This is a genomic window from Acuticoccus kandeliae (assembly GCF_003073115.1).
In genome coordinates this window covers 517,919-540,254 of record NZ_QBBV01000002.1, presented here as the reverse complement: position 1 = coordinate 540,254, position 22,336 = coordinate 517,919, and the positions used below count along the sequence as shown (strand labels likewise).

The 22,336-nt window shown below is 67.9% G+C and carries 17 protein-coding genes; 3 read left to right on the top strand and 14 right to left on the bottom strand.

All coding sequences use genetic code 11. From position 1 onward, the window contains the following. Window positions 1-31: 31 nt before the first annotated feature. The 5 genes from aat to DBV35_RS15160 all read right to left on the bottom strand — a co-directional run bounded on the left by aat (window position 32) and on the right by DBV35_RS15160 (window position 6,839). Window positions 32-709: a leucyl/phenylalanyl-tRNA--protein transferase gene (gene aat / locus DBV35_RS15180; protein ID WP_108661160.1), complete on the bottom strand. Its 678-nt coding sequence runs from the start codon at window positions 707-709 to the stop codon at window positions 32-34. Next, window positions 706-2,055, bottom strand: a complete 1,350-nt coding sequence (gene accC, locus DBV35_RS15175) for an acetyl-CoA carboxylase biotin carboxylase subunit (protein WP_108661159.1) — start codon at window positions 2,053-2,055, stop codon at window positions 706-708. The genes aat and accC overlap by 4 nt, the downstream gene beginning before the upstream one ends. Next, complete coding sequence (gene accB, locus DBV35_RS15170; RefSeq protein WP_108661158.1) at window positions 2,055-2,501, bottom strand: acetyl-CoA carboxylase biotin carboxyl carrier protein; 447 nt, start codon at window positions 2,499-2,501, stop codon at window positions 2,055-2,057. The genes accC and accB overlap by 1 nt, the downstream gene beginning before the upstream one ends. A 385-nt stretch (window positions 2,502-2,886) precedes the next feature. Beyond that, complete coding sequence (locus tag DBV35_RS15165) at window positions 2,887-3,636, bottom strand: DsbA family protein (protein WP_108661157.1); 750 nt, start codon at window positions 3,634-3,636, stop codon at window positions 2,887-2,889. 140 nt (window positions 3,637-3,776) lie between these two features. Further along, the gene (locus DBV35_RS15160) at window positions 3,777-6,839 is read right to left on the bottom strand and encodes an Rne/Rng family ribonuclease (RefSeq protein WP_108661156.1); all 3,063 of its coding nucleotides are present in this window, start codon (window positions 6,837-6,839) and stop codon (window positions 3,777-3,779) included. 810 nt (window positions 6,840-7,649) lie between these two features. On the opposite strand from DBV35_RS15160, the gene DBV35_RS15155 reads away from it, so the two are divergent. The 3 genes from DBV35_RS15155 to prfB all read left to right on the top strand — a co-directional run bounded on the left by DBV35_RS15155 (window position 7,650) and on the right by prfB (window position 12,692). Beyond that, on the top strand, window positions 7,650-8,843 hold the full coding sequence (locus tag DBV35_RS15155) for an N-acetylmuramoyl-L-alanine amidase (protein ID WP_170134948.1): 1,194 nt from the start codon (window positions 7,650-7,652) through the stop codon (window positions 8,841-8,843). Window positions 8,844-9,028: 185 nt separating this feature from the next. After that, window positions 9,029-11,503 carry a penicillin-binding protein 1A gene (locus tag DBV35_RS15150; RefSeq protein ID WP_245943961.1) on the top strand — a complete coding sequence of 825 codons (2,475 nt, stop codon included), beginning with the start codon at window positions 9,029-9,031 and terminating at the stop codon, window positions 11,501-11,503. A 60-nt stretch (window positions 11,504-11,563) separates the two neighbouring features. Continuing rightward, window positions 11,564-12,692 (top strand): peptide chain release factor 2 gene (gene prfB, locus DBV35_RS15145; protein WP_205648694.1). Its coding sequence is split into 2 segments (ribosomal slippage): window positions 11,564-11,632 and window positions 11,634-12,692, totalling 1,128 coding nucleotides; the frame shifts between segments, so codons are not numbered across the junction. A 61-nt stretch (window positions 12,693-12,753) separates the two neighbouring features. On the opposite strand, the gene ccoS is transcribed toward prfB, so the two are convergent. The 9 genes from ccoS to DBV35_RS30545 form a co-directional block, all read right to left on the bottom strand. Next, window positions 12,754-12,888, bottom strand: coding sequence for a cbb3-type cytochrome oxidase assembly protein CcoS (gene ccoS / locus DBV35_RS15140; RefSeq protein ID WP_108661153.1), 135 nt, complete (start codon window positions 12,886-12,888; stop codon window positions 12,754-12,756). A gap of 38 nt (window positions 12,889-12,926) precedes the next feature. Continuing rightward, the gene (locus DBV35_RS15135; protein ID WP_108661152.1) at window positions 12,927-15,182 is read right to left on the bottom strand and encodes a heavy metal translocating P-type ATPase; all 2,256 of its coding nucleotides are present in this window, start codon (window positions 15,180-15,182) and stop codon (window positions 12,927-12,929) included. 48 nt (window positions 15,183-15,230) lie between these two features. Further along, window positions 15,231-15,722, bottom strand: a complete 492-nt coding sequence (locus tag DBV35_RS15130) for a FixH family protein (protein ID WP_117434484.1) — start codon at window positions 15,720-15,722, stop codon at window positions 15,231-15,233. Next, window positions 15,719-17,296 carry a cytochrome c oxidase accessory protein CcoG gene (gene ccoG / locus DBV35_RS15125; RefSeq protein WP_108661150.1) on the bottom strand — a complete coding sequence of 526 codons (1,578 nt, stop codon included), beginning with the start codon at window positions 17,294-17,296 and terminating at the stop codon, window positions 15,719-15,721. Before ccoG ends, DBV35_RS15130 begins: the two co-directional genes overlap by 4 nt. Before the next feature lie 104 nt (window positions 17,297-17,400). Beyond that, the gene (gene ccoP / locus DBV35_RS15120; protein ID WP_108661149.1) at window positions 17,401-18,282 is read right to left on the bottom strand and encodes a cytochrome-c oxidase, cbb3-type subunit III; all 882 of its coding nucleotides are present in this window, start codon (window positions 18,280-18,282) and stop codon (window positions 17,401-17,403) included. A gap of 1 nt (window position 18,283) precedes the next feature. Further along, window positions 18,284-18,532: a CcoQ/FixQ family Cbb3-type cytochrome c oxidase assembly chaperone gene (locus DBV35_RS31390; protein ID WP_108661148.1), complete on the bottom strand. Its 249-nt coding sequence runs from the start codon at window positions 18,530-18,532 to the stop codon at window positions 18,284-18,286. A gap of 9 nt (window positions 18,533-18,541) precedes the next feature. Continuing rightward, window positions 18,542-19,312 carry a cytochrome-c oxidase, cbb3-type subunit II gene (gene ccoO / locus DBV35_RS15110; RefSeq protein ID WP_108661147.1) on the bottom strand — a complete coding sequence of 257 codons (771 nt, stop codon included), beginning with the start codon at window positions 19,310-19,312 and terminating at the stop codon, window positions 18,542-18,544. Window positions 19,313-19,317: 5 nt separating this feature from the next. Next, window positions 19,318-20,937: a cytochrome-c oxidase, cbb3-type subunit I gene (gene ccoN, locus DBV35_RS15105; RefSeq protein ID WP_108661146.1), complete on the bottom strand. Its 1,620-nt coding sequence runs from the start codon at window positions 20,935-20,937 to the stop codon at window positions 19,318-19,320. Between the two features lie 120 nt (window positions 20,938-21,057). Further along, window positions 21,058-21,813 (bottom strand): Crp/Fnr family transcriptional regulator, encoded by a 756-nt coding sequence (locus DBV35_RS30545; RefSeq protein ID WP_170134947.1) that lies wholly within the window; start codon window positions 21,811-21,813, stop codon window positions 21,058-21,060. Window positions 21,814-22,336: the final 523 nt, after the last annotated feature.

Genomic DNA, 22,336 nt, shown 5'->3' with positions numbered 1-22,336 from the left:
GGAGGCGGGCCGTCGCCTGGGTGGCAGTCCGTCAGTCGTCGGCTTGGGTGCCGAGCGCTGCGAGGATCTGTGCGCCGGAGAGCGGGGCCGTCGGGAAGCTCGCGTCGGTGACGGCGAGGGCCTGATCGAGGTGCGTCTGGTATTGGCGCCGGCTGATCTCGACCGCGCCGAATTGGGTCAGGTGGTCGGTGATGAACTGCGCGTCGAGCAGCGCGAACCCACCGATCTTGAGCCGGGCCGTCAGGTGGACAAGCGCCACCTTCGACGCATCGCGCACCCGCGAGAACATCGATTCCCCGAAGAACGCGCCCTTGAGGCGCACGCCATAGAGGCCGCCGACGAGCTCGTCCCCCATCCAGACTTCGACCGAGTGGGCGCGGCCGCGCTCGGCGAGCGCGGTGTAGAGCTGGCGGATGCGGGTGTTGATCCAGGTCCGCTGGCGGCCGGGGGCGGGGGCGGCGCACCCGTCGAGCACGGCGGAGAAGGATGTGTCGATCCGCACATCGAACCGGTCCTGCCGGACGAGGCGGGCGAGGCGGCGGGGGACATGAAATGAATCGAGCGGCAGGATGCCCCGCCGCTCTGGTTCAATCCAATAAAGGCCGGGGTCTTCGGCCGATTCCGCCATCGGAAATATTCCGCAGGCGTACGCCTTCAGCAAAACCTCCGGCGTGATCTCCAGGACGATATTGTCCTGCGTGCCTGTCACGCAGCGGCGTCCTTGGCGAGGAAATGCTCCAGCCAATGGATGTCGTAGTCGCCATTGGCGATGTCGGGGTGGTCGATCAGCTCCCGGAAGAGGGGCAGCGTCGACTGCACGCCGTCCACCACGAATTCATCAAGCGCCCGCCTCAACCGCATCAGACACTCCGCACGGGTGTTGCCATGAACGATCAGCTTGCCGATCAGGCTGTCATAATGTGGGGGGATTCGGTAGCCCTGATAAGCGGCAGAATCGACGCGCACCCCGAGACCGCCCGGCGGGTGGTAGTGGGTGATCACACCCGGCGACGGGATGAAGGTCTGCGGATGCTCCGCGTTGATGCGGCACTCGATGGCGTGACCCTGGAAGCGGATCTCGTCCTGCTTGATGCCGAGTGAGCCGCCGGCCGCGATGGCAAGCTGCGCGTGGACGAGGTCGATGCCGGTGATCATCTCGGTGACCGGATGCTCGACCTGGAGGCGGGTGTTCATCTCGATGAAGAAGAACTCGCCGTTCTCGTACAGGAACTCGATCGTGCCGGCGCCGCGATATTTCATCTTGCGCATGGCGTCGGCGCAGGTCTCGTAGATCTTCTCGCGCTGCGCCTCGTCGAGGGCCGGGGAGCGGGCCTCTTCCCACACCTTCTGGTGCCGGCGCTGGAGCGAGCAGTCGCGCTCGCCGAGCGCCACCGCATCGCCCTTGCCGTCGCCGAGAACCTGGATCTCGATGTGGCGCGGGGTGGCGAGATAGCGCTCGATATAGACATCGTCATTGCCGAAGGCGGCCTTCGCCTCGGCGCGCGCGCTCGCGGCGGCCTGGACCACGTCCTCGGCCGAAAGCGCGATCTTCATGCCGCGTCCGCCACCGCCGGCGGCGGCCTTGATCAGCACCGGATAACCGATCTCCTCGCACACGCGCAGCAGCTCCTTGTCGGAGCGGATCGCGTCGGTGGAGCCGGGGACGACCGGAAGGCCGAGCGCCACCGCGGTGCGCTTGGCCTCGATCTTGTCGCCCATGGTGCGGATCTGGTCGGCCGTCGGGCCGATGAAGGCGATGCCGTGCGCTTCCAGAATGTCGGCGAAGCGCGCATTCTCGGACAGGAAGCCGTAGCCGGGATGAACGGCCTCGGCCCCGGTGATCTCGCACGCGGCGACGATCGAGGGGATGTTCAGATAGCTCTCGGCGGCCTGGGGCGGGCCGATGCAGACCGATTCGTCGGCGAGGCGGACGTGCATGGCGTCCGTGTCGGCCGTGGAGTGGACCGCGACCGTGGCGATGCCGAGCTCCTTGCAGGCCCGCAGCACGCGCAGGGCGATCTCACCGCGGTTCGCGATGAGGACTTTGCTGAACATCAGCTGATCGCCAGCAGCGGTTCGCCATACTCCACCGGCTGCCCGTCTTCGACGAAGATCTCGCGAACGGTCCCGGCGGTTTCGGCAATGATCTGGTTCATCGTCTTCATCGCTTCCACGATCATGACGACCTGGCCGGCGCGAACGGTGTCACCGACCTCGACGAAGGCGCGTGCGCCCGGCTCCGGGCTGCGATAGGCGGTGCCCACCATGGGCGAAAGGACGGCGCCCTCGCCACCCTTCGCAGCCGCTCCAGCCGGCGCGGATCCGACCGGGGCAGGGGCCGCTGCGGGTGCCGCCGGCACGTAGGTGGCCGCGGCGATGTTGCGCGCGACGCGCAGCTTGCTGTCGCCGTGGACCACCTCGATTTCCGAGAGATCCGTTTCGTGGAGCAGCGCGGCGAGCGTTCGGATCGCCGCTTCGTCAATGGTTGGGGTTTTCGCCATAAGGATGAACGCAGCCAGCTGGACGCCGGCACGCCGTGCCCTCTCATATCAACGCGCGAGCCAGTGCCGCGCCGGTGGTTAGGACGGACGTCCCGCCAGCCCCGTCGGTTCGACGAATGCGCGACGCCGGTAAACTTTCCGCCGACCGATCAATCCCCGCATTCGCGACGTCGCGCGACGCCAATGACGAAGACTGCCGACCGGCTGCGAGACAGTTGGGTGATCGCCGTTCACTCGTCCAGTAGCGGAACCCGCGCAGGATTCGCAACGACGCACGCCGGCGCCTCGTCAACACCCGTTTCGCCTACCCACACAATTCGACAATCGCAAGCGCGATCCATCGAAATTGCGCGCCGAAGTGTCGAACCCGGCGCGCCGTGGGGGGTCAGCAGGACGTCGCGCCGCAGCGGGCTTCGTTGATGCGCAGCTTCAGCGCGTCATAGCCGACCGCGCCAAACTCCACATTGTCCCCGATCACGTAGGACGGCGTTCCCGAGAGGCCGAGCGCCTGCGCGATCTCGTAGCTCTCCTGGATCGCGTCGCGCACCTTGTCGGAGCGCATCAGCTCGGTGATCTGGTCGCGCGGCAGCTTCATGTCGGAGACGATCTGAAGCGCGACATCTTCGCTCGCCTGCCCCTCGCCGCCGAGAAGACGGTCGTGGAACTCGGCATAGGCGTCCGGTGCGACATTGAGGACGGCGATCGACACGGCCGCGGCCTCCATCGAGGACTGGCCGAGGACCGGGAACTCCTTCAGCACGACGCGAAGGTTCGGGTCGCCCTCGATCAGGCGGTCGAGGTCGTCCATCGCGCGCCGGCAATAGCCGCAATTGTAGTCGAAGAACTCGACGAGGGTGACGTCGCCGTTCGGATTGCCGAGAACGGCGCCGTGCTCTGACGTCTCCAGGGCGTCGCGATAGAGCTCCAGAGAGGCGGTGCGGGCGACGGCGGCCTCTTCCTGGCGCTTCGTCTGCAGCGCGGCAAAAGCCTCTTCCAGCACCTCCGGATTGGCGAGCAGATACTCGCGGACGATCGTCTCCACGTCGGAGCGCGACAGAGGCGCCTCGTCGGCCATCGCGGCGGGCGCGAAGCCGAGCGTCACGAGGACGAGGAGGCTGGCGAAAATGCGGGTCATTCTTGGCCTTTCCCAATAGACGGCACATCCCGTAGCGCGCCGCGGGCTCGGGTTGAAGTCAGGAGCTGTCGCAAGACGTCACAATCAGGAGAGCGGCCAAGCTCCGGTCGAGCCTGGCCGCCCCGGATCGATGCGCTCGCTCAGAAGAAGGAGCGGCGCTGCCACCAGCCGGCGCGCGGCTTGGCGGGCGGTTCATCGGACTTCGGCGCTTGGGGCGCCGGGGCCTCTTCCGCGACGGGCTCGGCCGCGGCGGTGACCTCTTCCTCGGCCTCGCCGTTCGGCGCGGCTTCCTCCGCAGCCTCTTCGGCCGCTTCGGCGGGCGCCGCTTCGATTTCGGCTTCGGCAGGCGCGACCTCGGCGGTCTCGGGCGCTTCGGTCAATTCGGCCGGAGTAGCCTCGACCTCGACCGTCTCGGATTCGACGCTCTCAGGCTCGTCGTTCGCCGGTTCGGTGCTCTGGGGCTCGGTGATCTCGACCTCGAGGACGCTACCGGCGGCCTCGACGGTCTCACCCTCATCGCCGCCTTCCGCATCGGACTGGGCGAACTCCTCGCCCTCGCGACGATGACGGCGGCCACCGCGGCGACCCCGGCGGCGACGGCCGCGGCGGTCGTCGTCCGACCCGTCCCCGTTGTCCCCATCGGCATCCATCGCCTCGTCGGACGCCTCGGCCGCTTCGGCGGTCTCCGTGTCGGACTCGTCGCCAGGCTCGTCGTCCTCGGCGCCCATCTCGTCACGCGCCACGGGTGCGCCGTTGTCGGCTGCCCGCGTGTCGTCGCCATTGCCGCCGCCACGCCGGCGGCGACGCCGGCGGCGGCGCGAGGAGCGCTCGCCATTCGGCTCGCTCGCGGTCGCGGCTTCCTTCTCCTCCGCCGCCTCCGCGATGTCGTCGACCACGTCCTCGTCCTCTTCGTCGAGGATGACGGCGTCGGGCACGACCTGCGTCGTCGGCGGCGCCGCGTCCTCGGGCGTGCGCTCGACGATGCGGCCGGTCACGATCTCCATGTGCTGGCCGCCGAGCGCCTCGTCGGCATCGACGCCGATCTCGAGGCCGAAGCGGCTTTCGAGGTCGCGCAGGTGACTGCGCTTCTGGTTGAGGATGTAGAGCGCCACCGAGGCCGACGTCTTGATCGTGACGTGATGGTCGGACTGCTTCAGCAGGAACTCTTCAAGCGTGCGCAGGCAATAGAGCGCGACCGACTGGGTGGAGCGGACATGGCCCGTCCCGCCGCAGGCCGAGCACGGCACCATCGAGGTCTCGACCATGCCCTGGCGGATACGCTGGCGACTCATCTCGAGGAGGCCGAACGGCGAGATGCGGCCCACCTGGATGCGCGAGCGGTCGAGCTTCAGCGCGTCTTTCAGACGCTTCTCGACGGCGCGGTTGTGCCGCTTCTCGTCCATGTCGATGAAGTCGATGACGATGAGGCCCGCAAGGTCGCGCAGGCGGAGCTGGCGCGCCACCTCGTCCGCCGCCTCGAGGTTCGTCTTGAGGGCGGTGTCCTCGATCGAATGCTCCTTGGTGGAGCGGCCCGAGTTCACGTCGATGGAGACGAGCGCCTCGGTCGGGTTGATGACGATGTAGCCCTTGGAGGGCAGCGTCACCTGGGGCGAGAACATCGCGTCGAGCTGCGGCTCGATCCCGTAGCTCGTGAAGATTGGGGTCGCCTCCCGATAGGGCTTCACGTTCTTCGCATGGCTCGGCATGAGCATGCGCATGAAGTCCTTGGCCTCGCGATAGGCCGACTCGCCCGAGACGAGGATCTCGTCGATCTCCTTGTTGTAGAGGTCGCGGATCGCGCGCTTGACGAGGTTGCCCTCCTCATAGACGAGCTCCGGCGCGATCGACTTCAGCGTCAGGTCGCGCACGCTCTCCCAGAGGCGCAGCAGATATTCGAAGTCGCGCCGGATCTCGGTCTTGGTGCGCGAGGCGCCGGCCGTGCGCAGGATGATGCCCATCCCCTCCGGCACGTCGAGTTCGGCGACGAGGCTCTTCAGACGCTTCCGGTCGGCCGAGTCGGTGATCTTGCGGGAGACGCCGCCGCCACGGTCCGTGTTCGGCATCAGCACCGAATAGCGGCCGGCGAGCGAGAGATAGGTCGTCAGCGCCGCGCCCTTGGTGCCGCGTTCTTCCTTCACGACCTGGACGAGCAGGATCTGGCGACGCTTGATGACTTCCTGGATCTTGTAGGTGCGGCGCGGCTGGCTGCTGCGGCGACGCTCCGGGATCTCTTCCATCACATCCGAATTGCCGAGCGAGGTGACGGTGTTCGCCTCCTCGTCATCGTCGCTGTCGTCGTCCGAATCCTCGTCGTCGCTGACCTGCGGGTCGGCGAGACCGTCGGCCGCCTTCTTGGTGCGCGGGGTGCGCGGGGTGCGCGTGCGGCGGCGGCGCGGGGCGGGCGGGGTGTCGTCCTCGGTGGTCTCGGCGGCGTCTTCGGCAGGCGTCTCGGCCGCGGCGGTCGCTTCCTCCGCGGGCGCGGCGTCGGCCGTCTCGGCCTCGCTCGGCGCGGCGGCCTCGGCCGGAGCCTCGGGCTCGGCGGGCTCGATCATCTCGGCGTCGCGGATCGGGTTGTCGAACGCGGCGTCGAGGTCGGCCGCCATCGTCGCCTCGACCTGCTCGATCGCGCGCGCCAGCATCGGCGGCGCGTCGGCATTGTCGGCCTCGTCGCTGACGTCGAACCCGGCGGGCGCCTCAGGCGCCTCTGGTGCCGCGGCGGCCTCGCTCACCGGTGCATCGGTTTCCGGCGCATCGGCCTCGGCGGCCGCTTCGATCTCGGGCTCGTCGCCTTCGCTCGCCGCCTCGGCGGCGGGGGCGGCGGCCGGCTCGGCGCGGGCGCTCGTCGCCTCGCCGCGGCTCTTGTTGCGCTGGGAACGGCGGCGGCGCTTTTCCTTCGGCGCCGGCTCGTCGGCCTCGTCCTCGCGCTCGGCTTCGAGGAGCGCGGCGCGGTCAGCCGCCGGGATCTGATAATAATCCGGATGGATTTCGCTGAAGGCGAGGAAGCCGTGGCGGTTTCCGCCATACTCGATGAACGCGGCCTGCAGGGACGGTTCGACCCGCGTCACCTTCGCGAGATAGATGTTTCCGCGAAGCGGCTTCTTGCTAGCAGCCTCGAAGTCGAAGTCTTCCACCCGCTTGTCGCGCACGACGACGACGCGCGTCTCCTCCGGGTGGATGGCATCGATCAGCATTTTGTTCGACATGAAGAAACTCCAAGCCTCGCGAGCGGTGGCCTTCGAGGCCGTTCACCGCGTTCGAGCGAGGCTGATTTGTCTGGGAGATAAGGCGCCTTGCCCCCGCACGGTGTGCAGGGTCGGACCAAGGCCGGGGCGCCGACGATGAGGCTCCGCGCGAAATCGCGGGAGCCGGAATTGGTGTGAGACCGTCCGTCGTCGGCAAATTGGGCGCCGAAGGCGAGGGATCAGACTCGACGGGGAAAACTCTAGACTCCACGTTCGCACGGGCGTGCCGGATGTTCGTGGAGGTACGTTGTGACGGGGAAGGATCGGTCCGACGGCCTCGGCGAACGCTGTGGGGGGCGATGCCGGCTTGATCGGACAGCGTCGTCGGCAGGCGATCGGAGACGCGAACTCGCCGGGTCTTCCCCGTGCCGTTCGCAGCCAGTCCTAAGCCCAACACCAATGACATTCGCCCGTCGTCTCCTGCGCCATGCGGTGACCACACCGCATCCGGCGCGCACTTCCCTCAACATGCCGACCATGCTGGCACTCGCACCGCTGCGACGATCCATCGCTGCATTGGGGGCAAGCACAGTCCGCGCGCCGGGTTAGCGCTCTCGATCCACTCGAATCATATCGAGGTGACCAGAAAGCAACCTATCGGCAAAGATTGTTGTCCACAACACGCTTTGTGGTCCGGGATGCCTGGACTCATGCGCTTTTTGCAGACTGGATCAAGCTGGCGGTCGTCCGAGCCCGAGCCGAGCGACGCCGCCGCGCCGAACGAGGTCTTGTGTTGAGATGGTGATCGAACGGCTGTTCCGAAAGGTCCCCGTGCGGCGGCTCACGGCCATTCTTTTTCTGTCGCTTGTGATGCTCGCCCCGGCGCGGGCCGATATCGCGGTGACGTCTGCCGGCTTCACCCCGCTGGAGCACGGCACGCGCTTCGTCCTCGAAATGAGTGAAGAGCCAACCCACCGCGTCTTCGCGGTCGAGGATCCGCCCCGTCTCGTCATCGATCTCGACCGCGTGTCGTTCGACGTCGCGACGCCGGCCGAGGCCGACGGGCTCGTCAGCGGCTGGCGCTATGGCGCGCTGACGCCGACCGCCGGCCGCATCGTGTTCGACCTCGCGGCCCCCGCGCTGGTGTCCCGCCAGTTCTTCCTGCCCTCGCTCGCGGGCCGACCCGGCCGCCTGGTGCTCGACATCGTGGAGGCCGAGCCCGCCCAATTCGCCCGCGCCGCCCGCAACGCGACCGGCGCGAACCGGGACGAGGACCCCGCCGTCACGCCGAACGCCGGCGGCACCATCGTCGTCATCGACCCCGGCCATGGCGGCATCGATCCGGGCGCGAGCACCGGGGAGGGGATGCTCGAGAAGGACCTCGTGCTCGCCTTCGCCAAGAAGGTGAGGGCGCAGCTCGAGGGGACGCCCGGCATCACCGTGCGCATGACGCGCGGCGACGACCGCTTCCTCTCCCTCAACCGCCGCATCCGCATCGCGCGCGCCTATGGCGCGGACCTCTTCATCTCCATCCACGCCGACGCCGCCCCGCAGGATTATGTCCACGGCGCGACGGTCTATACGCTCAGCGAAAACCCCTCCGACTCACAGGCGGCCGCCCTCGCGGCGCGGGAAAATCTGGTGGACGAGGTCTCCGGCGCCATCGAGCCGGAGCTGAAGGAAGAGGTGAGCGGCATCCTCGCCGACTTCATGCGGCGCGAGACGAAGTCCTTCTCCTTCGCTTTCGCCGAGGATCTCATCGGCAGCCTGTCGGCGAAGGTGCGGATGAACGCCCACCCGCACCGCTATGCCCGCTTTCGCGTCCTGATGGCGCACGACATTCCGTCCGTGCTCCTGGAGCTCGGCTACCTCACCAACTCGAACGACACGAAGTCGCTCCTCGACCCCTCCTGGCAGGAGGAGGCGAGTCGCGCCGTCGCCGCGGCCATTCGCGAGTTCGTGTCCACACAGCCTGGGGAAACCGCACAATCCCAGGCGATTGGCTCCTCTTCGTCCACCCAATAGGGGGCCGGGAGGCTCGATTGCGCCAAGGCAACTTGCTGGCGCAGCCGTTTTTTGATTAGTGCGAGGGACGGAACGACTTGCGGCGACTTTGCAACAGGACTCGCGTATAATGCGCGGGTTTGGTGGATGGTGGCCGGTGTGCGCCCATATGGGCGAATTGAAGTGACCCGTGCGGGAGGCGCGTAGTGTTCAGATTCTTCGTCGGCGTCCTGGGTTTTTTGTTCTCGCTCGGATCCGTCCTCGGCCTCATCGCCGCGGCGGGTGTCGGCATCTACATTGCCCAGATGTCGGACGACCTGCCGAGTGTGAACTCGCTGCGGGACTATGAGCCCCCGGTGATGACCCGCATTCACGCCGCCGACGGTTCGCTCGTCGCCGAATATGCGCGCGAGCGGCGTCTCTTCCTGCCGATTCAGGCCATCCCGACCCGCATTCGCGACGCGTTCCTGTCGGCCGAAGATTCCAGCTTCTACGACCATTCGGGCGTCGACCCCCAGGCCATCATCCGCGCGCTCCTCACCAACCTGCGCAATCGCGGGACCGACAGCCGCCCCGTCGGCGCGTCGACCATCACGCAGCAGGTCGCCAAGAACTTCCTCCTCACCAACGAGGTCAGCTACGAGCGCAAGGTGAAGGAGGCCGTCCTCTCGCTGCGCATCGAAGCCGCCTTCTCGAAGGACGAGATCCTCGAGCGTTATCTGAACGAGATCTATCTCGGCCTCGGCGCCTACGGTGTCGCCGCCGCCGCGCTCGTCTATTTCGACAAGTCGGTCCACGAATTGACGCTCGCCGAGACCGCCTATCTCGCCGCGCTCCCGAAGGCGCCGAACAACTACCACCCCTTCCGCGCGCCCGAGCGCGCGATCGAGCGCCGCAACTGGGTGCTCGAGCGCATGATGCTCGACGGCATCATCACCGACGAGGAGCGACGCCAGGCCCAGGCCGAGCCGCTGAAGGTGAAGCCCCGCGCCCGGTCGCAGTACCTCTTCGCCTCCGAATATTTCGCCGAAGAGGTCCGCCGCGAGCTGATCGAGCTCTACGGCAACGAGAGCCTCTATGATGGCGGCCTCTCGGTGCGCACCTCGCTCGACCCGGAGATGCAGGCCCTCGCGCGCAAGTCGCTGATGGACGGCCTCATCCAGATCGACATTCGCAAGACCGGCTGGCGCGGCCCGATCAGCCAGCTCGAAATTGCGCCGACCGAGGATTGGGGACCGAAGATCGCCTCCGTCGAGGCGCTGTCGGACGTGCCGGAATGGCGCGTCGCGGTCGTCCTCTCCGTCAACGGCAGCGAAGCCATCATCGGCCTTCAGCCCAAGCGCGAGGTGTGGGGCGCGATCTCCACCGAGCGCGTGCGCGGCCGGATCGAGATGGCCGACGTCGCCTGGCGCTCCGGCCGGCGCGAGAAGAGCGGCGGTTATCGCGGCATCAACCGCATGACCGACGTGCTGAGTCCCGGCGACGCTGTCTACGTGGAGAAGCGTGAGGGCGACGCCGATCGCTGGCTCCTGCGCCAGGTGCCCGAGATCCAGGGCGCAATCCTGGTGATGGACCCGCACACCGGCCGCGTGCTCGCCCTCCAGGGTGGCTTCTCTTTCGCCGACTCCGAGTTCAACCGTGCGACGCAGGCCTGGCGCCAGCCCGGCTCGTCCTTCAAGCCGTTCGTCTACGCCGCGGCGCTCGACAACGGCTACACACCGGCCTCGATCGTCCTCGACGCGCCGATCGAGATCGTGAAGGGTCGCGAGGTGTGGCGCCCGAAGAATTATGGCGGCAAGTTCTACGGCCCGGCGACGCTGCGCCTCGGCATCGAGCGCTCGCGTAACGTCATGACCGTGCGCCTCGCCAAGGACATGGGAATGCCGCTCGTCGCCGAGTACGCCGAGCGTTTCGGCATCTACGACCATCTCGGCCTCTATCTGCCGATGTCCCTCGGCGCGGGCGAGACGACCGTGAAGCGCCTCGTCGGCGCCTACGCGATCATCGCCAATGGCGGCCAGCGCCTCCAGCCGACCCTCATCGACCGCATCCAGGACCGTCACGGCCGCACCGTCTTCCGCCACGACAACCGGCGCTGCGAAGGCTGCACCGCCGTCGCCTGGCGCAACCAGCCGCCGCCGACCGTGATCGACGATCGCGAATATGTCCTCGACCCGATGACCGCCTACCAGATCACCTCGATGATGGAAGGCGTCGTCCAGCGCGGCACGGCGACGATCGTCAAGCAGCTCGGCAAGCCCGTCGCTGGCAAGACCGGCACCACCAACGAGGAGAAGGACGCCTGGTTCGTCGGCTTCACGCCCGACCTCGTCGCCGGCGTCTTCATCGGCTACGACGATCCGAAGCCGATGGGCCGCGGGTCGACCGGCGGTCAGCTCGCCGCGCCGATCTTCCTCGAGTTCATGCAGAACGCGCTGCGCGGCAAGCCGGGCATCGAGTTCCGCGTGCCGGAGGGCATCAAGCTCATCCCGATCGACCGCAATTCCGGCCGCCAGGTCTCGGGCTCGGGCCCCGGCGTCATCCTGGAGGCCTTCAAGCCGGGCACCGCGCCGGGCGACACCTTCTCCATCATCGGTCTCAACGACAATCAGCCCCGCCAGCGTCGCATCACGCGTGAATCGGAGCGCGCCGTGTTGTCGGGGACGGGCGGGCTGTACTAAGTCCTCCCCCATGGGCGGACGCGATTCCGCCCGACCTGATGCGACAAGGAGTGAGTTCTCGTGAGAGCCGAGACCGAAGGTTTGGTCGACGAAATCAAGCAGGCCATAAGCCTGCTGAGGAGGCATCTTTGACTGGGATGATGCCGTCAAACGTCTCGAAGAGCTGAACGCCGCCGCCGAGGATCCCTCGCTGTGGAACGACGCCTCGCGCGCCCAGAGCCTGATGCAGGAGCGTCAGCGCCTCGAAACCCAGATCAACACCATCAACGGCATCGAGCAGGAGCTCAATGACGCCGTCGAGCTGATCGAGCTCGGCGAGATGGAGAACGATTCGAGCGTCGTGACCGAGGCCGAGGGCCTCCTTGCCCAGCTTCAGAAGGATCTCGGCAAGAAGCAGATCGCCGCGCTCCTCTCGGGCGAGGCGGACCGCAACGACGCCTATCTCGAAGTGCACGCCGGCGCGGGCGGGACCGAGTCGCAGGACTGGGCCTCCATGCTCCTGCGCATGTACGTGCGCTGGGCCGAGCAGAACGGCTTCAAGGTCTCCACCCTCGAATATCATGACGGGGAAGAGGCCGGCATCAAGTCCGCGACCATCGAGGTCAAGGGCGAGAACGCCTATGGCTGGCTGAAGACCGAATCGGGCGTCCATCGCCTCGTGCGCATCTCGCCGTTCGATTCGAACGCGCGCCGTCACACGAGCTTCGCCTCGATCTGGGTCTACCCGGTGATCGACGACAGCATCACCATCGAGATCAACGAGAAAGATGTCCGCGTCGACACCTATCGTTCGTCCGGTGCGGGCGGCCAGCACGTCAACACGACCGACTCGGCCGTGCGCCTCACGCACATCCCGTCGGGCATCGTCGTGGCGTGTCAGAACGAGCGTTCGCAGCACAAGAACCGCGCCACGGCGTGGGACATGCTGCGCGCCCGCCTCTACGAGGCCGAACTGAAGAAGCGCGAGGACGCGGCGCAGGCCGAGGCCGATTCCAAGACGGACATCGGCTGGGGCCACCAGATCCGCTCCTACGTCCTCCAGCCCTATCAGCTGGTGAAGGATCTCAGGACCGGGGTGGAATCCACCGCGCCCGACGACGTGCTCGACGGCGAGCTGACCCCCTTCATGGAGGCGACGCTCGCCCAGCGTGCCTACGGCACCGAGACGGAAGTCGCCGACGTCGACTAACGCAGATGGCCCGCTTCACGGCGGGCCATTTCGCATCCGGCGCGTGGATCGCCGACCGCGCTCAGTCCTCCAGGATACGCCGTGCCGCGCCCTCGAGGTCCTCATACTGGTCGGACTTCACGCACCAGAAGAAGGCGACGAGGCCGACGAGGCCGAGGAAAATCGCCACCGGCACGAGAATGATCAGAACCGACATGGGTCACTCCCACGGATAGGGCCGGCGCACGCCGGCCGTCAGGACGTTGGCGCGTAGTGGAGCGGGGTGTCAACGCGGCGCCCGGCCGGAACGCGCGGCGCCTCCGGCTCCCGCTTGCCGCGCGGAACGAGGCGCAGCGCGTTGAAGGTCACGAGGACCGAGGAGGTCGACATCGCGATCGCGGCCGCCAGCGGCGAGGCGTACCCCATCACCGCGAGCGGCACCGCGATGAGGTTGTAGCCCGCGGCGATCGCGAAATTCTCCATGATCCGCCGGTGCGCCTTGTTGGCGGTGAGGAGCGCCTCGGACACGTCGTCGAGCCGGTCGCCGGTCATCACGATGTCGGCGGCGGTGCGGGAGAGGTCGGACGCGTCGGCGGGGGCGATCGAGGCGTGCGCGGCGGCGAGCGCCGGCCCGTCATTCAGTCCGTCGCCGACCATCAGCACCTTCGCGCCGGCGGCGGCTTTCTCGGCGAGGATCGCGACCTTGTCGGCCGGCGCACAGCCGCTCCGCCACTCCGCGATGCCGAGTTCGCGTGCGATCCTCTCCACCGCCGCGCGGCCGTCGCCGGAGAGGATCGCGAGGCCGAATCCCTTGTCCCGCAGCGTCGAGACGAGGCTTGCCGCCCCCTCGCGCACCGTCTCGACCACCGGGAGGTCGACGGGGCTCTCCCCCTCGCGCACGAAATGGAAGGCCGCGTTTGCCGGGCCGCCCCAGGGTGCGGCGCCGCGGCCGAGGAAGACGCGCACCCCGCCCATCAGGCCGCTGAGCCCCTGGCCGCGATGCTCGAAAACGCCGGTGACCGCCAGGGGCGTGATCCCGCGCCGGTGCGCTGCGCGCATGATGGCGCGTGACATCGGGTGGGTGGAATGGCGCGCGAGCGCGGCGGCCGCCGCGAGCGTCTTGTCGCCGATCGCCGCGGTCGGATCGAGCTCGGGTACGGTGAGGGTGCCGGTCTTGTCGAAGACGACGGTGTCCACGGCGCGCAGCCGCTCCAGCGCCGCCCCGTCCTTGATGATGAGGCCGCGCCGGAAAAGCCGGTCGCACGCGGCGACATGAACGGCCGGCACCGCGAGGCCGAGCGCGCAGGGGCACGTGATGATGAGGACCGCGATCGCCGTCGTCAGCGCCGCGCCGGGCGAATAGCCGGCGATCACCCAGCCGAGGAAGGTGAGGAGGGCGGCCAGATGCACGACGGGCGCATAGACCCGCGCCGCCTGGTCGGCGATGCGGGCGGGCCGCGAGCGCGCCGTCTCGGCCGCGGCCTGGAGCGTCCCGAGCCTTGCGAGGAAGCTGTCCGTCGCGGGACGCAGTGCGACGAGCGCGAGCGGCCCCGTGATCGCCATGGTGCCTGCGAGGATCTCCTCGCCCTTCTCGAGGAGGAGCGGGCGGCTCTCGCCGGTCGCAAGCGAGGCGTCGAGCGAGGCGCGCGCCGAAAGGAGCCGCGCATCGACCGGCACGCGCTCGCCCGCCGCGACCTCGATCCTGTCTCCGGGCGCGACGTCCTCGACCGGCACCGTCGTTGCCCGCCCGTCCTCGCCCACCACATGGGCGAGCACCGGGCTGATCGCGGCGAGGCGGCTCACCGAGGAGCGCGCCCGCTCGCGTGCCATATGGTCGAGCACGCGGCCCGCGAGGAGGAAGAAGGTGAGGGTGATCGCGGCGTCGAAATAGGTCTCGCCGGTGCCGCTGATCGTCTTCGTGAGGCTGAGCGCGGCGGCGAGCACGATGGCGATCGCGATCGGCACGTCCATGTTGAGCCGCCATCCGCGCAGCGCCGAGAAGGCGGAGCGGAAGAAGGGGCGCGCCGAATAGGCGAGGGCGGGAAGCGCAATGAGCGCCGCGAACCAGTTGAGGAAGGCGCGCGTCGTCCCGTCCGCCCCGGCCCAGACGGAGACCGACAGGAGCATCACGTTCATCGCGGCGAAGGCGGCGACGGCGAGGCAGCGGATCAGCTCGCGCCCGCGCGGATCGCCCTCGCCGCGGGCGACCACGAGCGGCTGCGGCGCGTAGCCGAGATCGCGCAACGCCCCGATCGCGACCGCCGGGTCGAAGGACGGATCCTCCCAGGTGAGGGCGACGGTGCGGCGCGTGAAGTTCACGCGCGCCCGTACCGCGCCGAGCCCGTCGATCGCGGACTCGATCCGGCCGATGCAGGCCGCGCAATGGATGTCCGGCACGCTGACGAGGAGGCGGTAGAGCCCGTTCTCGCGGCTGAGGCCCGCCGCGAACGCCGACGGCAACGCGCCGTGCGCGCCGCCGAGGCCGTCGACCGGATCACCGCAGCAGCTCATCGTGCGCCTCCCGAACGCATGGCACGCCCCCGCGCGGGGCCCGATCCGTCACTCGACGTCGAACGCGGAGCGCCAGGTGATGCTCTGGTCGTCCCGTGTCACGTGCGCGGAGACGATCCACCGCCCCTTGCCGAGCGGCGCCTCGGCGCGGAAGTGCCCGCCCCCGACGGGGCTGAGGTGGAGCGGATGCGTCTCCTCGCCCGAGACGGCGCGGGTGACGTCGGCCGTCACCGCGGCGCGCAGCGGATCGCCGGCAAGGTCCGTCACGTTGAGGACGACGATGCCGTCCTCCTCGTCCATGGAGATCGCCCATCCGAGCGCCTCGGCCGCCTCGCGCTGGGCCTGGTCGCGCGCATAGTCGATGCTGGCGACATAGCCGTTCTTGGCGAGGAGCCCCGTCCAGCTCGTCGTCGCGAGCACGGCCATCGTGATGTTCACCGCGATGATCACCCCGAAGAAGAGCACCAGGATGATCAGCATGTGCCATCCGGTGAACTCCTTCATCGTGAAGAAGCGGCGCATGGACTGGGCTCGGCTCATTTGGGCGCCTCGAACACGACATCGGTCTCGGAACTCTCACGCCCGCCCATTTCGAACGTGCGGAAGGCGAACGGTTTCGGCACTTCGTCGAGGCCGGAAGGATCGGCCTTCACGAACACGCGGAACTCGCGCACCTGGTCGGGTTGCACCTCGACCGCGAAGCGGCGGGCGGGTTCGTCCACGATCTCCGGGCTCCACATCAGCCCGTTCGGCAGGCCGACGAGGCCGAAATCGAACGTGCGCGGCTGCGGCTCCATGTTCATGATCTTCACGGTGTAGCCGTTGCGGATCGACCCGTCCGAGAGCTGAACATAGCGCGGATTGCGGTCATGGGCGACGGAAAGGTCGAGCCGGTCGCGCGCGATGACGGCGACGAGCATGCCGATGCCGATGAGGCTCCACAGGCCGAAATAGAGGAAGACGCGCGGGCGCATGACCTCGCGCCAGCCCGGCAGCACCTGCTTGGCGCGCGCCGCTTCCAGCCCCTCCGTCGCCGCCCGCGCGGTGTTCGCGGCATAGTCGGACAGCGTGGTGTAGGAGATGAGGCCGCGCGGCTTGCCGACCTTCTGCATGACGTCGTCGCACGCATCGATGCAGAGCGCGCAGGTGATGCAGGGGAGCTGCTGGCCGTCGCGGATGTCGATCCCCGTCGGGCAGACCGCGACGCACGCGTTGCAGTCGATGCAGTCGCCCGTCACCGCCGCCGCGCCCTCCTTGGCAAGGCGCTTCTGGTGACGCGAGCGCGGCTCGCCGCGCCAGTCATTGTAGGTGACCGTCAGCGAGTGCTCGTCCATCATCGCCGCCTGGATGCGCGGCCAGGGGCACATGTAGGTGCAGACCTGCTCGCGCATCAGCCCGCCGAGCGAATAGGTCGTGAAGGTGAGGATCGCGACGGTGATGTAGGCCGTCGACGGCGCATCGCCCCGCAGAAACTGGGCAAGCAGCGTCGGCGCATCGGCGAAATAGAAGATCCACGCGCCGCCCGTCGCGACCGCGATCGCGAGCCAGATCCCATGCACCGTCGCCTTCAGGCGGAACTTGCGCGCCGTCCAGGGCGAATTGTCGAGCTTGATGCGCGCGTTGCGGTCGCCGATGACGAGCCGCTCGACCCAGATGAAGAGGTCCGTCCACACCGTCTGCGGGCAGGCATAGCCGCACCATGCCCGGCCAACCGCGGAGGTGACGAGGAAGAGGCCGATGCCGGCCATGATGAGAAGGCCGGCCACATAGAAGAATTCCTGCGGCCAGATCTCGATGATGAAGAAGAAGAAGCGGCGGTTGGCGAGGTCGACGAGGACGGCCTGGTCCGGCGCGTAGGGACCGCGGTCCCACCGGATCCAGGGCGTCACGTAGTAGATCGTCAGCGTGATCGCCATGATCCACCACTTCAGCGTCCGGAAGCGGCCGTGGACGCGGCGCGGATAGATCGGCTCGCGCCCCTTGTAGAGCTGTGGCTTCTTTCCGCGATTGACCGCTTCGACGTCGTACTGGCGGACGCCGGCCGGATTCACCGGCTGTCCGGGTACAGGCGCGGCGACCGATGAGGGGTTCGCCCCTTTTGTCGATCCCGGCATCCTAGCCTCGCTCGTTTGGACCTCATCCAGTTCTTATCGCGGTACGCTTGTCGGAATATCGACTCCTTGACCTCGATCAACCCCGCGGGCGGCGTCCCTGCGACTTACTGACCGCCGCCGAGAGAATGGACATAAAGGGCGAGCTTCTTGCGCGTCGCGTCGTCGAAATAGTTCTTCCAGGACGGCATCACGCCGAGGCGCGGGCTCGTGACCTGGGCGACGATCGCCTCGTGCGTGCCGCCATAGAGCCAGATCGGATCGCTGAGGCGCGGCGCGCCGAGCGCGGTGTTCCCCTCGCCGCCGGCCCCGTGGCAGACGGCGCACTGGGCGGCGAAGATCGGCGCCCCCTCGGCCGCGGCCGCCTCGTCGTGCTCGGCGCCCGAGAGCGAGAGCACATAGTCCGCGACGTCGTTGATCTGCTGGCGGTTCAGCATCCCCATCGTGCCGAAGGCCGGCATGATGGAGGTGCGCGCGTCGGGGTCGTCGGCATTGCGGACGCCGTGGCTGATGGTGGTGAAGATGGCGTCGCGCGTGCCGCCCCAGAGCCAGGCATCGTCGTTGAGGTTCGGGTAGCCGAGCTCCTCCGAGCCGGTCGCGCCGGAGCCGTGGCACTGGACGCAGACGAGCTTGAAGGAGGAGGCGCCCGAGCGCTGCGCATAGTCGAGGAGCGTCGGATCGTGGGCGATGTCCTCGAGCGACATCGACGCGATCTTGTCATCGAGTTCGGCGCGGCTCTCCATCACGCGCTTGAGGTCGGCTTCCACCACCTCGCGCGTCGAGTAGCCGAGGAGGCCGGGCGTCGCCTGCCGCACCAGCGGGATCGCCGGATAGAGGATGACATAGACCAGCGCCCACAGGATCGTGGCGTAGAAGATGTAGAGCCACCAGCGCGGCAGCGGGTTGTCCAATTCGCGGATGCCGTCCCAGACGTGGCCGGTCGTTTCGACCCCGGTCGGCTCGTCGACGTGTCTCTTTTCAGCGCTCATGTCACTGACCGTCCTTTGTCTCGGGTCGGCTCGGCCCATTGCGGCCGGAAGCGTCGGGTGCGGGCGTTGCTGCGGGCGACCTCAGGCCGTCCGTCGGGTGTTCCGGCGAGTCGAGCGCGATCCGCGCCGCGCGCCGGTAGCGTTCGGAGGAGCCCCGCCGGAAGACGAACAGCAGGACCCCGACAAACAGGATGGCGAGGAGGCCAAGTCCCCACGTGTCGGCGAATGCACGCAGGCCGTGATAGTCCATCGTCCGATCCTATCGTCCGGCGGGCTCGGGCTCGAAGGTGGAGAGATCGACGAGCGTGCCGAGCATCTGGAGATAGGCGACGAGCGCGTCCATCTCCGTCACGCGGCGGGGGTCGCCGTCGAAATCACGCACGTTCACCCGGTCGCCATACCGCTCTTCGATGCTGCTCCCGTCCGTCATGCCGGCCTGCGCGAGGAGGTCGGCGCGCGCATTCTCGATCATCTCGTCCGTGTAGGGGACGCCGACGGCCCGGTTCGTCTCGAGGTCGGCGGTGATGAGGTGCGCGTCGACCGTCCGGTTCCCGAGGAAGGCGTAGGTCGGCATGATGCTCTCGGGCACGACCGAGCGCGGATCGATGAGGTGCTGCACGTGCCACGCGTCGGAATAGCGGCCGCCGACGCGCGCCAAGTCAGGCCCGGTGCGCTTCGAGCCCCACTGGAAGGGGTGGTCGTACATCGATTCCGCGGCGAGGCTGTAGTGGCCGTAGCGCTCCACCTCGTCCCGGAAGGGGCGGATCATCTGGCTGTGGCAGACGTAGCACCCCTCGCGGATATAGACGTTGCGCCCCGCGAGCTCGAGCGGCGTGTAGGGCCGCATCCCGTCCACCTTCTCGATCGTGTTGTCGACATAGAAGAGGGGCGCGATCTCCACGATGCCGCCGATGGCGACGGTGATGAAGGTGCCGATGAGGAGGAGCGTGATGTTCCGCTCCAGCCAGGCGTGGCTGTACCACTTGCGCTTTTCGGGCGCCTCGGGGACGGCGTTGTCGGTCGTCGACATCGAACTTACTCCGCAGGCTGAAGGACGGCGGTGCGGGCAGGTTCGTCCGCGGACTTGCCGCGGATCGTCTGCACGACGTTGATCACCATGAGGATGGCACCGGCGAGGAACATGAGCCCGCCGAGGGCGCGGATCACGTAGTAGGGGAAGAGCGCCGCCACGGTCTCCGCGAAGGAGTAGACGAGGTTCCCGTCGGCGTTCAGCTCACGCCACATCAGGCCCTGCGTGATGCCGGACACCCACATCGAGGCCGCGTAGAGCACGATGCCGAGCGTCGCGAGCCAGAAGTGCCAGTTCACGAGCCGCAGCGAGTAGAGCTGCGGCCGGTTCCACAGGATCGGAACGAGATAGTAGATCGCGCCGAACGTGATCATGCCGTTCCAGCCGAGCGCGCCCGAGTGGACGTGGCCGATCGTCCAGTCCGTGTAGTGGGAGAGGCTGTTGACCGCGCGGATCGACAGCATCGGCCCCTCGAAGGTCGACATGCCGTAGAAGGCGACGGCGATCACCATCATGCGCAGGACCGGGTCGGTGCGCAGCTTGTCCCACGCGCCCGACAGCGTCATCAGGCCGTTGATCATGCCGCCCCAGGACGGCATCCACAGCATGACCGAGAACACCATGCCGAGCGTCTGCGCCCAGTCCGGCAGCGCCGTGTAGTGGAGGTGGTGCGGGCCGGCCCAGATGTAGAGGAAGATCAGCGACCAGAAGTGGACGATCGACAGGCGGTAGGAATAGACCGGCCGGTCCGCCCGCTTCGGGATGTAATAGTACATCATCGCGAGGAAGCCCGCGGTCAGGAAGAAGCCGACCGCGTTGTGGCCGTACCACCACTGGGTCAGTGCGTCCTGCACGCCGGCGAAAACGACGTAGCTCTTGGAGCCGAAGATCGAGACCGGGATCGCCGCGTTGTTCACGACGTGCAGCATCGCGATCGTCACGATGAAGGCGAGATAGAACCAGTTCGCCACGTAGATGTGCGGCTCCCGGCGCTTCACGAGGGTGCCGAGGAACTGGATGAGGAAGGCGACCCAGACGATCGTCAGCCACAGATCCACGTACCATTCCGGCTCGGCGTATTCCTTCGACTGGGTGACGCCCATCAGGTAGCCGGTCGCGGCCAGCACGATGAACATCTGGTAGCCCCAGAAGATGAACCAGGCGAGGCCCTCGCCGCCGAAGAGGCGGGCGTGGCTCGTGCGCTGCACCACGTGCATCGCGGTCGTGACGAGGATGGAACCGCCGAAGGCGAAGATCACCGCCGAGGTGTGGAGCGGACGCAGCCGCCCGAAATTGAACCACGGCTCGACATTGAGGTGCGGGAAGGCGAGCTGCAGCGCGATGAGGACGCCGACCGTGAAACCGGCGATGCCCCAGAAGATTGTGGCGATGACGCCGGCGCGGATCGGCCCGTCAATGTAGCCGTCGACCTCCTTCGCCTTCATGGCGATGGTGCCGTCGGCCTCCCACTCGATGTGCCGGGCCTGAAAGATCACGACGATCATCGAGACCGCGCAGACGAGCCACATATGGGTGGCGAACTGCGGGTCGCGTGCGAACGCCGCGGCCACGATGGCGAGGATGGCGATCCCCGCGAAGATGGGTATGAGGGCGAAACGGCCCATAAATTCCCCGCCTCTTGGTGCGATTCCAATGTGCAAACGACGCTAGGCGGGGAGCTTCGCGCGGTCCTTGATCTCGATCAATCTTGGAATGCATCCAAGCGCATTACGCTTGCGATTTTGTCAGTTCCGATCCTGGTCGCCGGCCGCTTTCCGGAGCGCCTCGAGGTTGACGAGACGGATCGAGCGTGCATCGCGGAAGGCGACGAGGCCGGCATCGCGCAGCGCCGTCATGCGCCGGCTGACGGTCTCGATGGTGAGGCCGAGATAGGCGGCCATCTGCGCGCGCGAGATCGGGATCTCGAGCTCGAGGCCCGGCTCCAGCATGTCGGGCGCGACGTGGCGGCAGCCGGCGTCGGCCTGGCGCAAGGCGAGGCGCAAGAGGAAGGTCGCGACGCGCTCTTCCGCCGACTTCTGACCGAGAAGGAGCATCCACTCGCGTGCATTCTCGAGCCGCGCCATCGCATGGTCGAGCACGCAATGGGCGAGCACCGGGTGATGGACGAGGAGGTGCTCGAAGCCCTGCCGGTCGAACGCGCACATGGTGACGGCGGTGACGGCCTGGACCGTGGTGTCGGAGGAATCGCGCTGCGCGTCGCCGATGAAATCGGCGGGGAAGAGCATGGCGACGATCTGCTCGCGACCGTCGGCAAGTCCCTTCTTTTCCACAAGAATTCCGGAGACCACGTTGGCGAATATGGCCGGCTCCCCCTCCGTCACGACGATCTGGCCGGGCGCGAAATGGCGGTGGCGCGAGATGCCGTTGAGGGCGGAGAGGGCGACATCGGTCAGCGCGCCGCACAGGCTCTGGCTGCGGATCGCGCAGCGCGAGCAGGCCGAGGGAAGCGGTGCCAGATTGAAGGCCGACTGAATGCTCACGATGACTCCGCCGAACGACACCGGTCCAACGCCGGCGCGCGGCCAAGCCTTCGCGCGGTGGGAGCAGTGCAAGAATGCAGCGATCCACACGGGATCAATCCCAATCCCTAGCGCAGCCGCCCGGCCAATGCCACCACCAGTCGAAATGCAATCGCGGCCGGAACGCCGCAGGGGACGGGGTTGTGGGGCGTGGCGCTGAGGCACCGCCGCGCGAGGGGCGCCCCGCAGCTGAGCCATGCGGCGTCGCAGCGGACGGTGGCCCCCGCCGCCCATACGTGCCGAACGGCGCGGCGAATGAGGCAGCGCGGCGGATCGTGCCGGGATACTCGGCGCTGGGGCGCCGCACCGCGCGAGGTTCGCCCCGCAGCGGGAGTCATGCCGTGCCGCACCGGACGCCGGCCCGTGCCGTGCCGTGCCATGCGCGCCGAGCGACGCGGCGATTGAGCCAGCGCGGCGGATCGTGCCGGGCCGCGCGGCGCTGAGGCACCGCACCGCGCGAGGTGCGCCCAGCAACGGGGGCAAG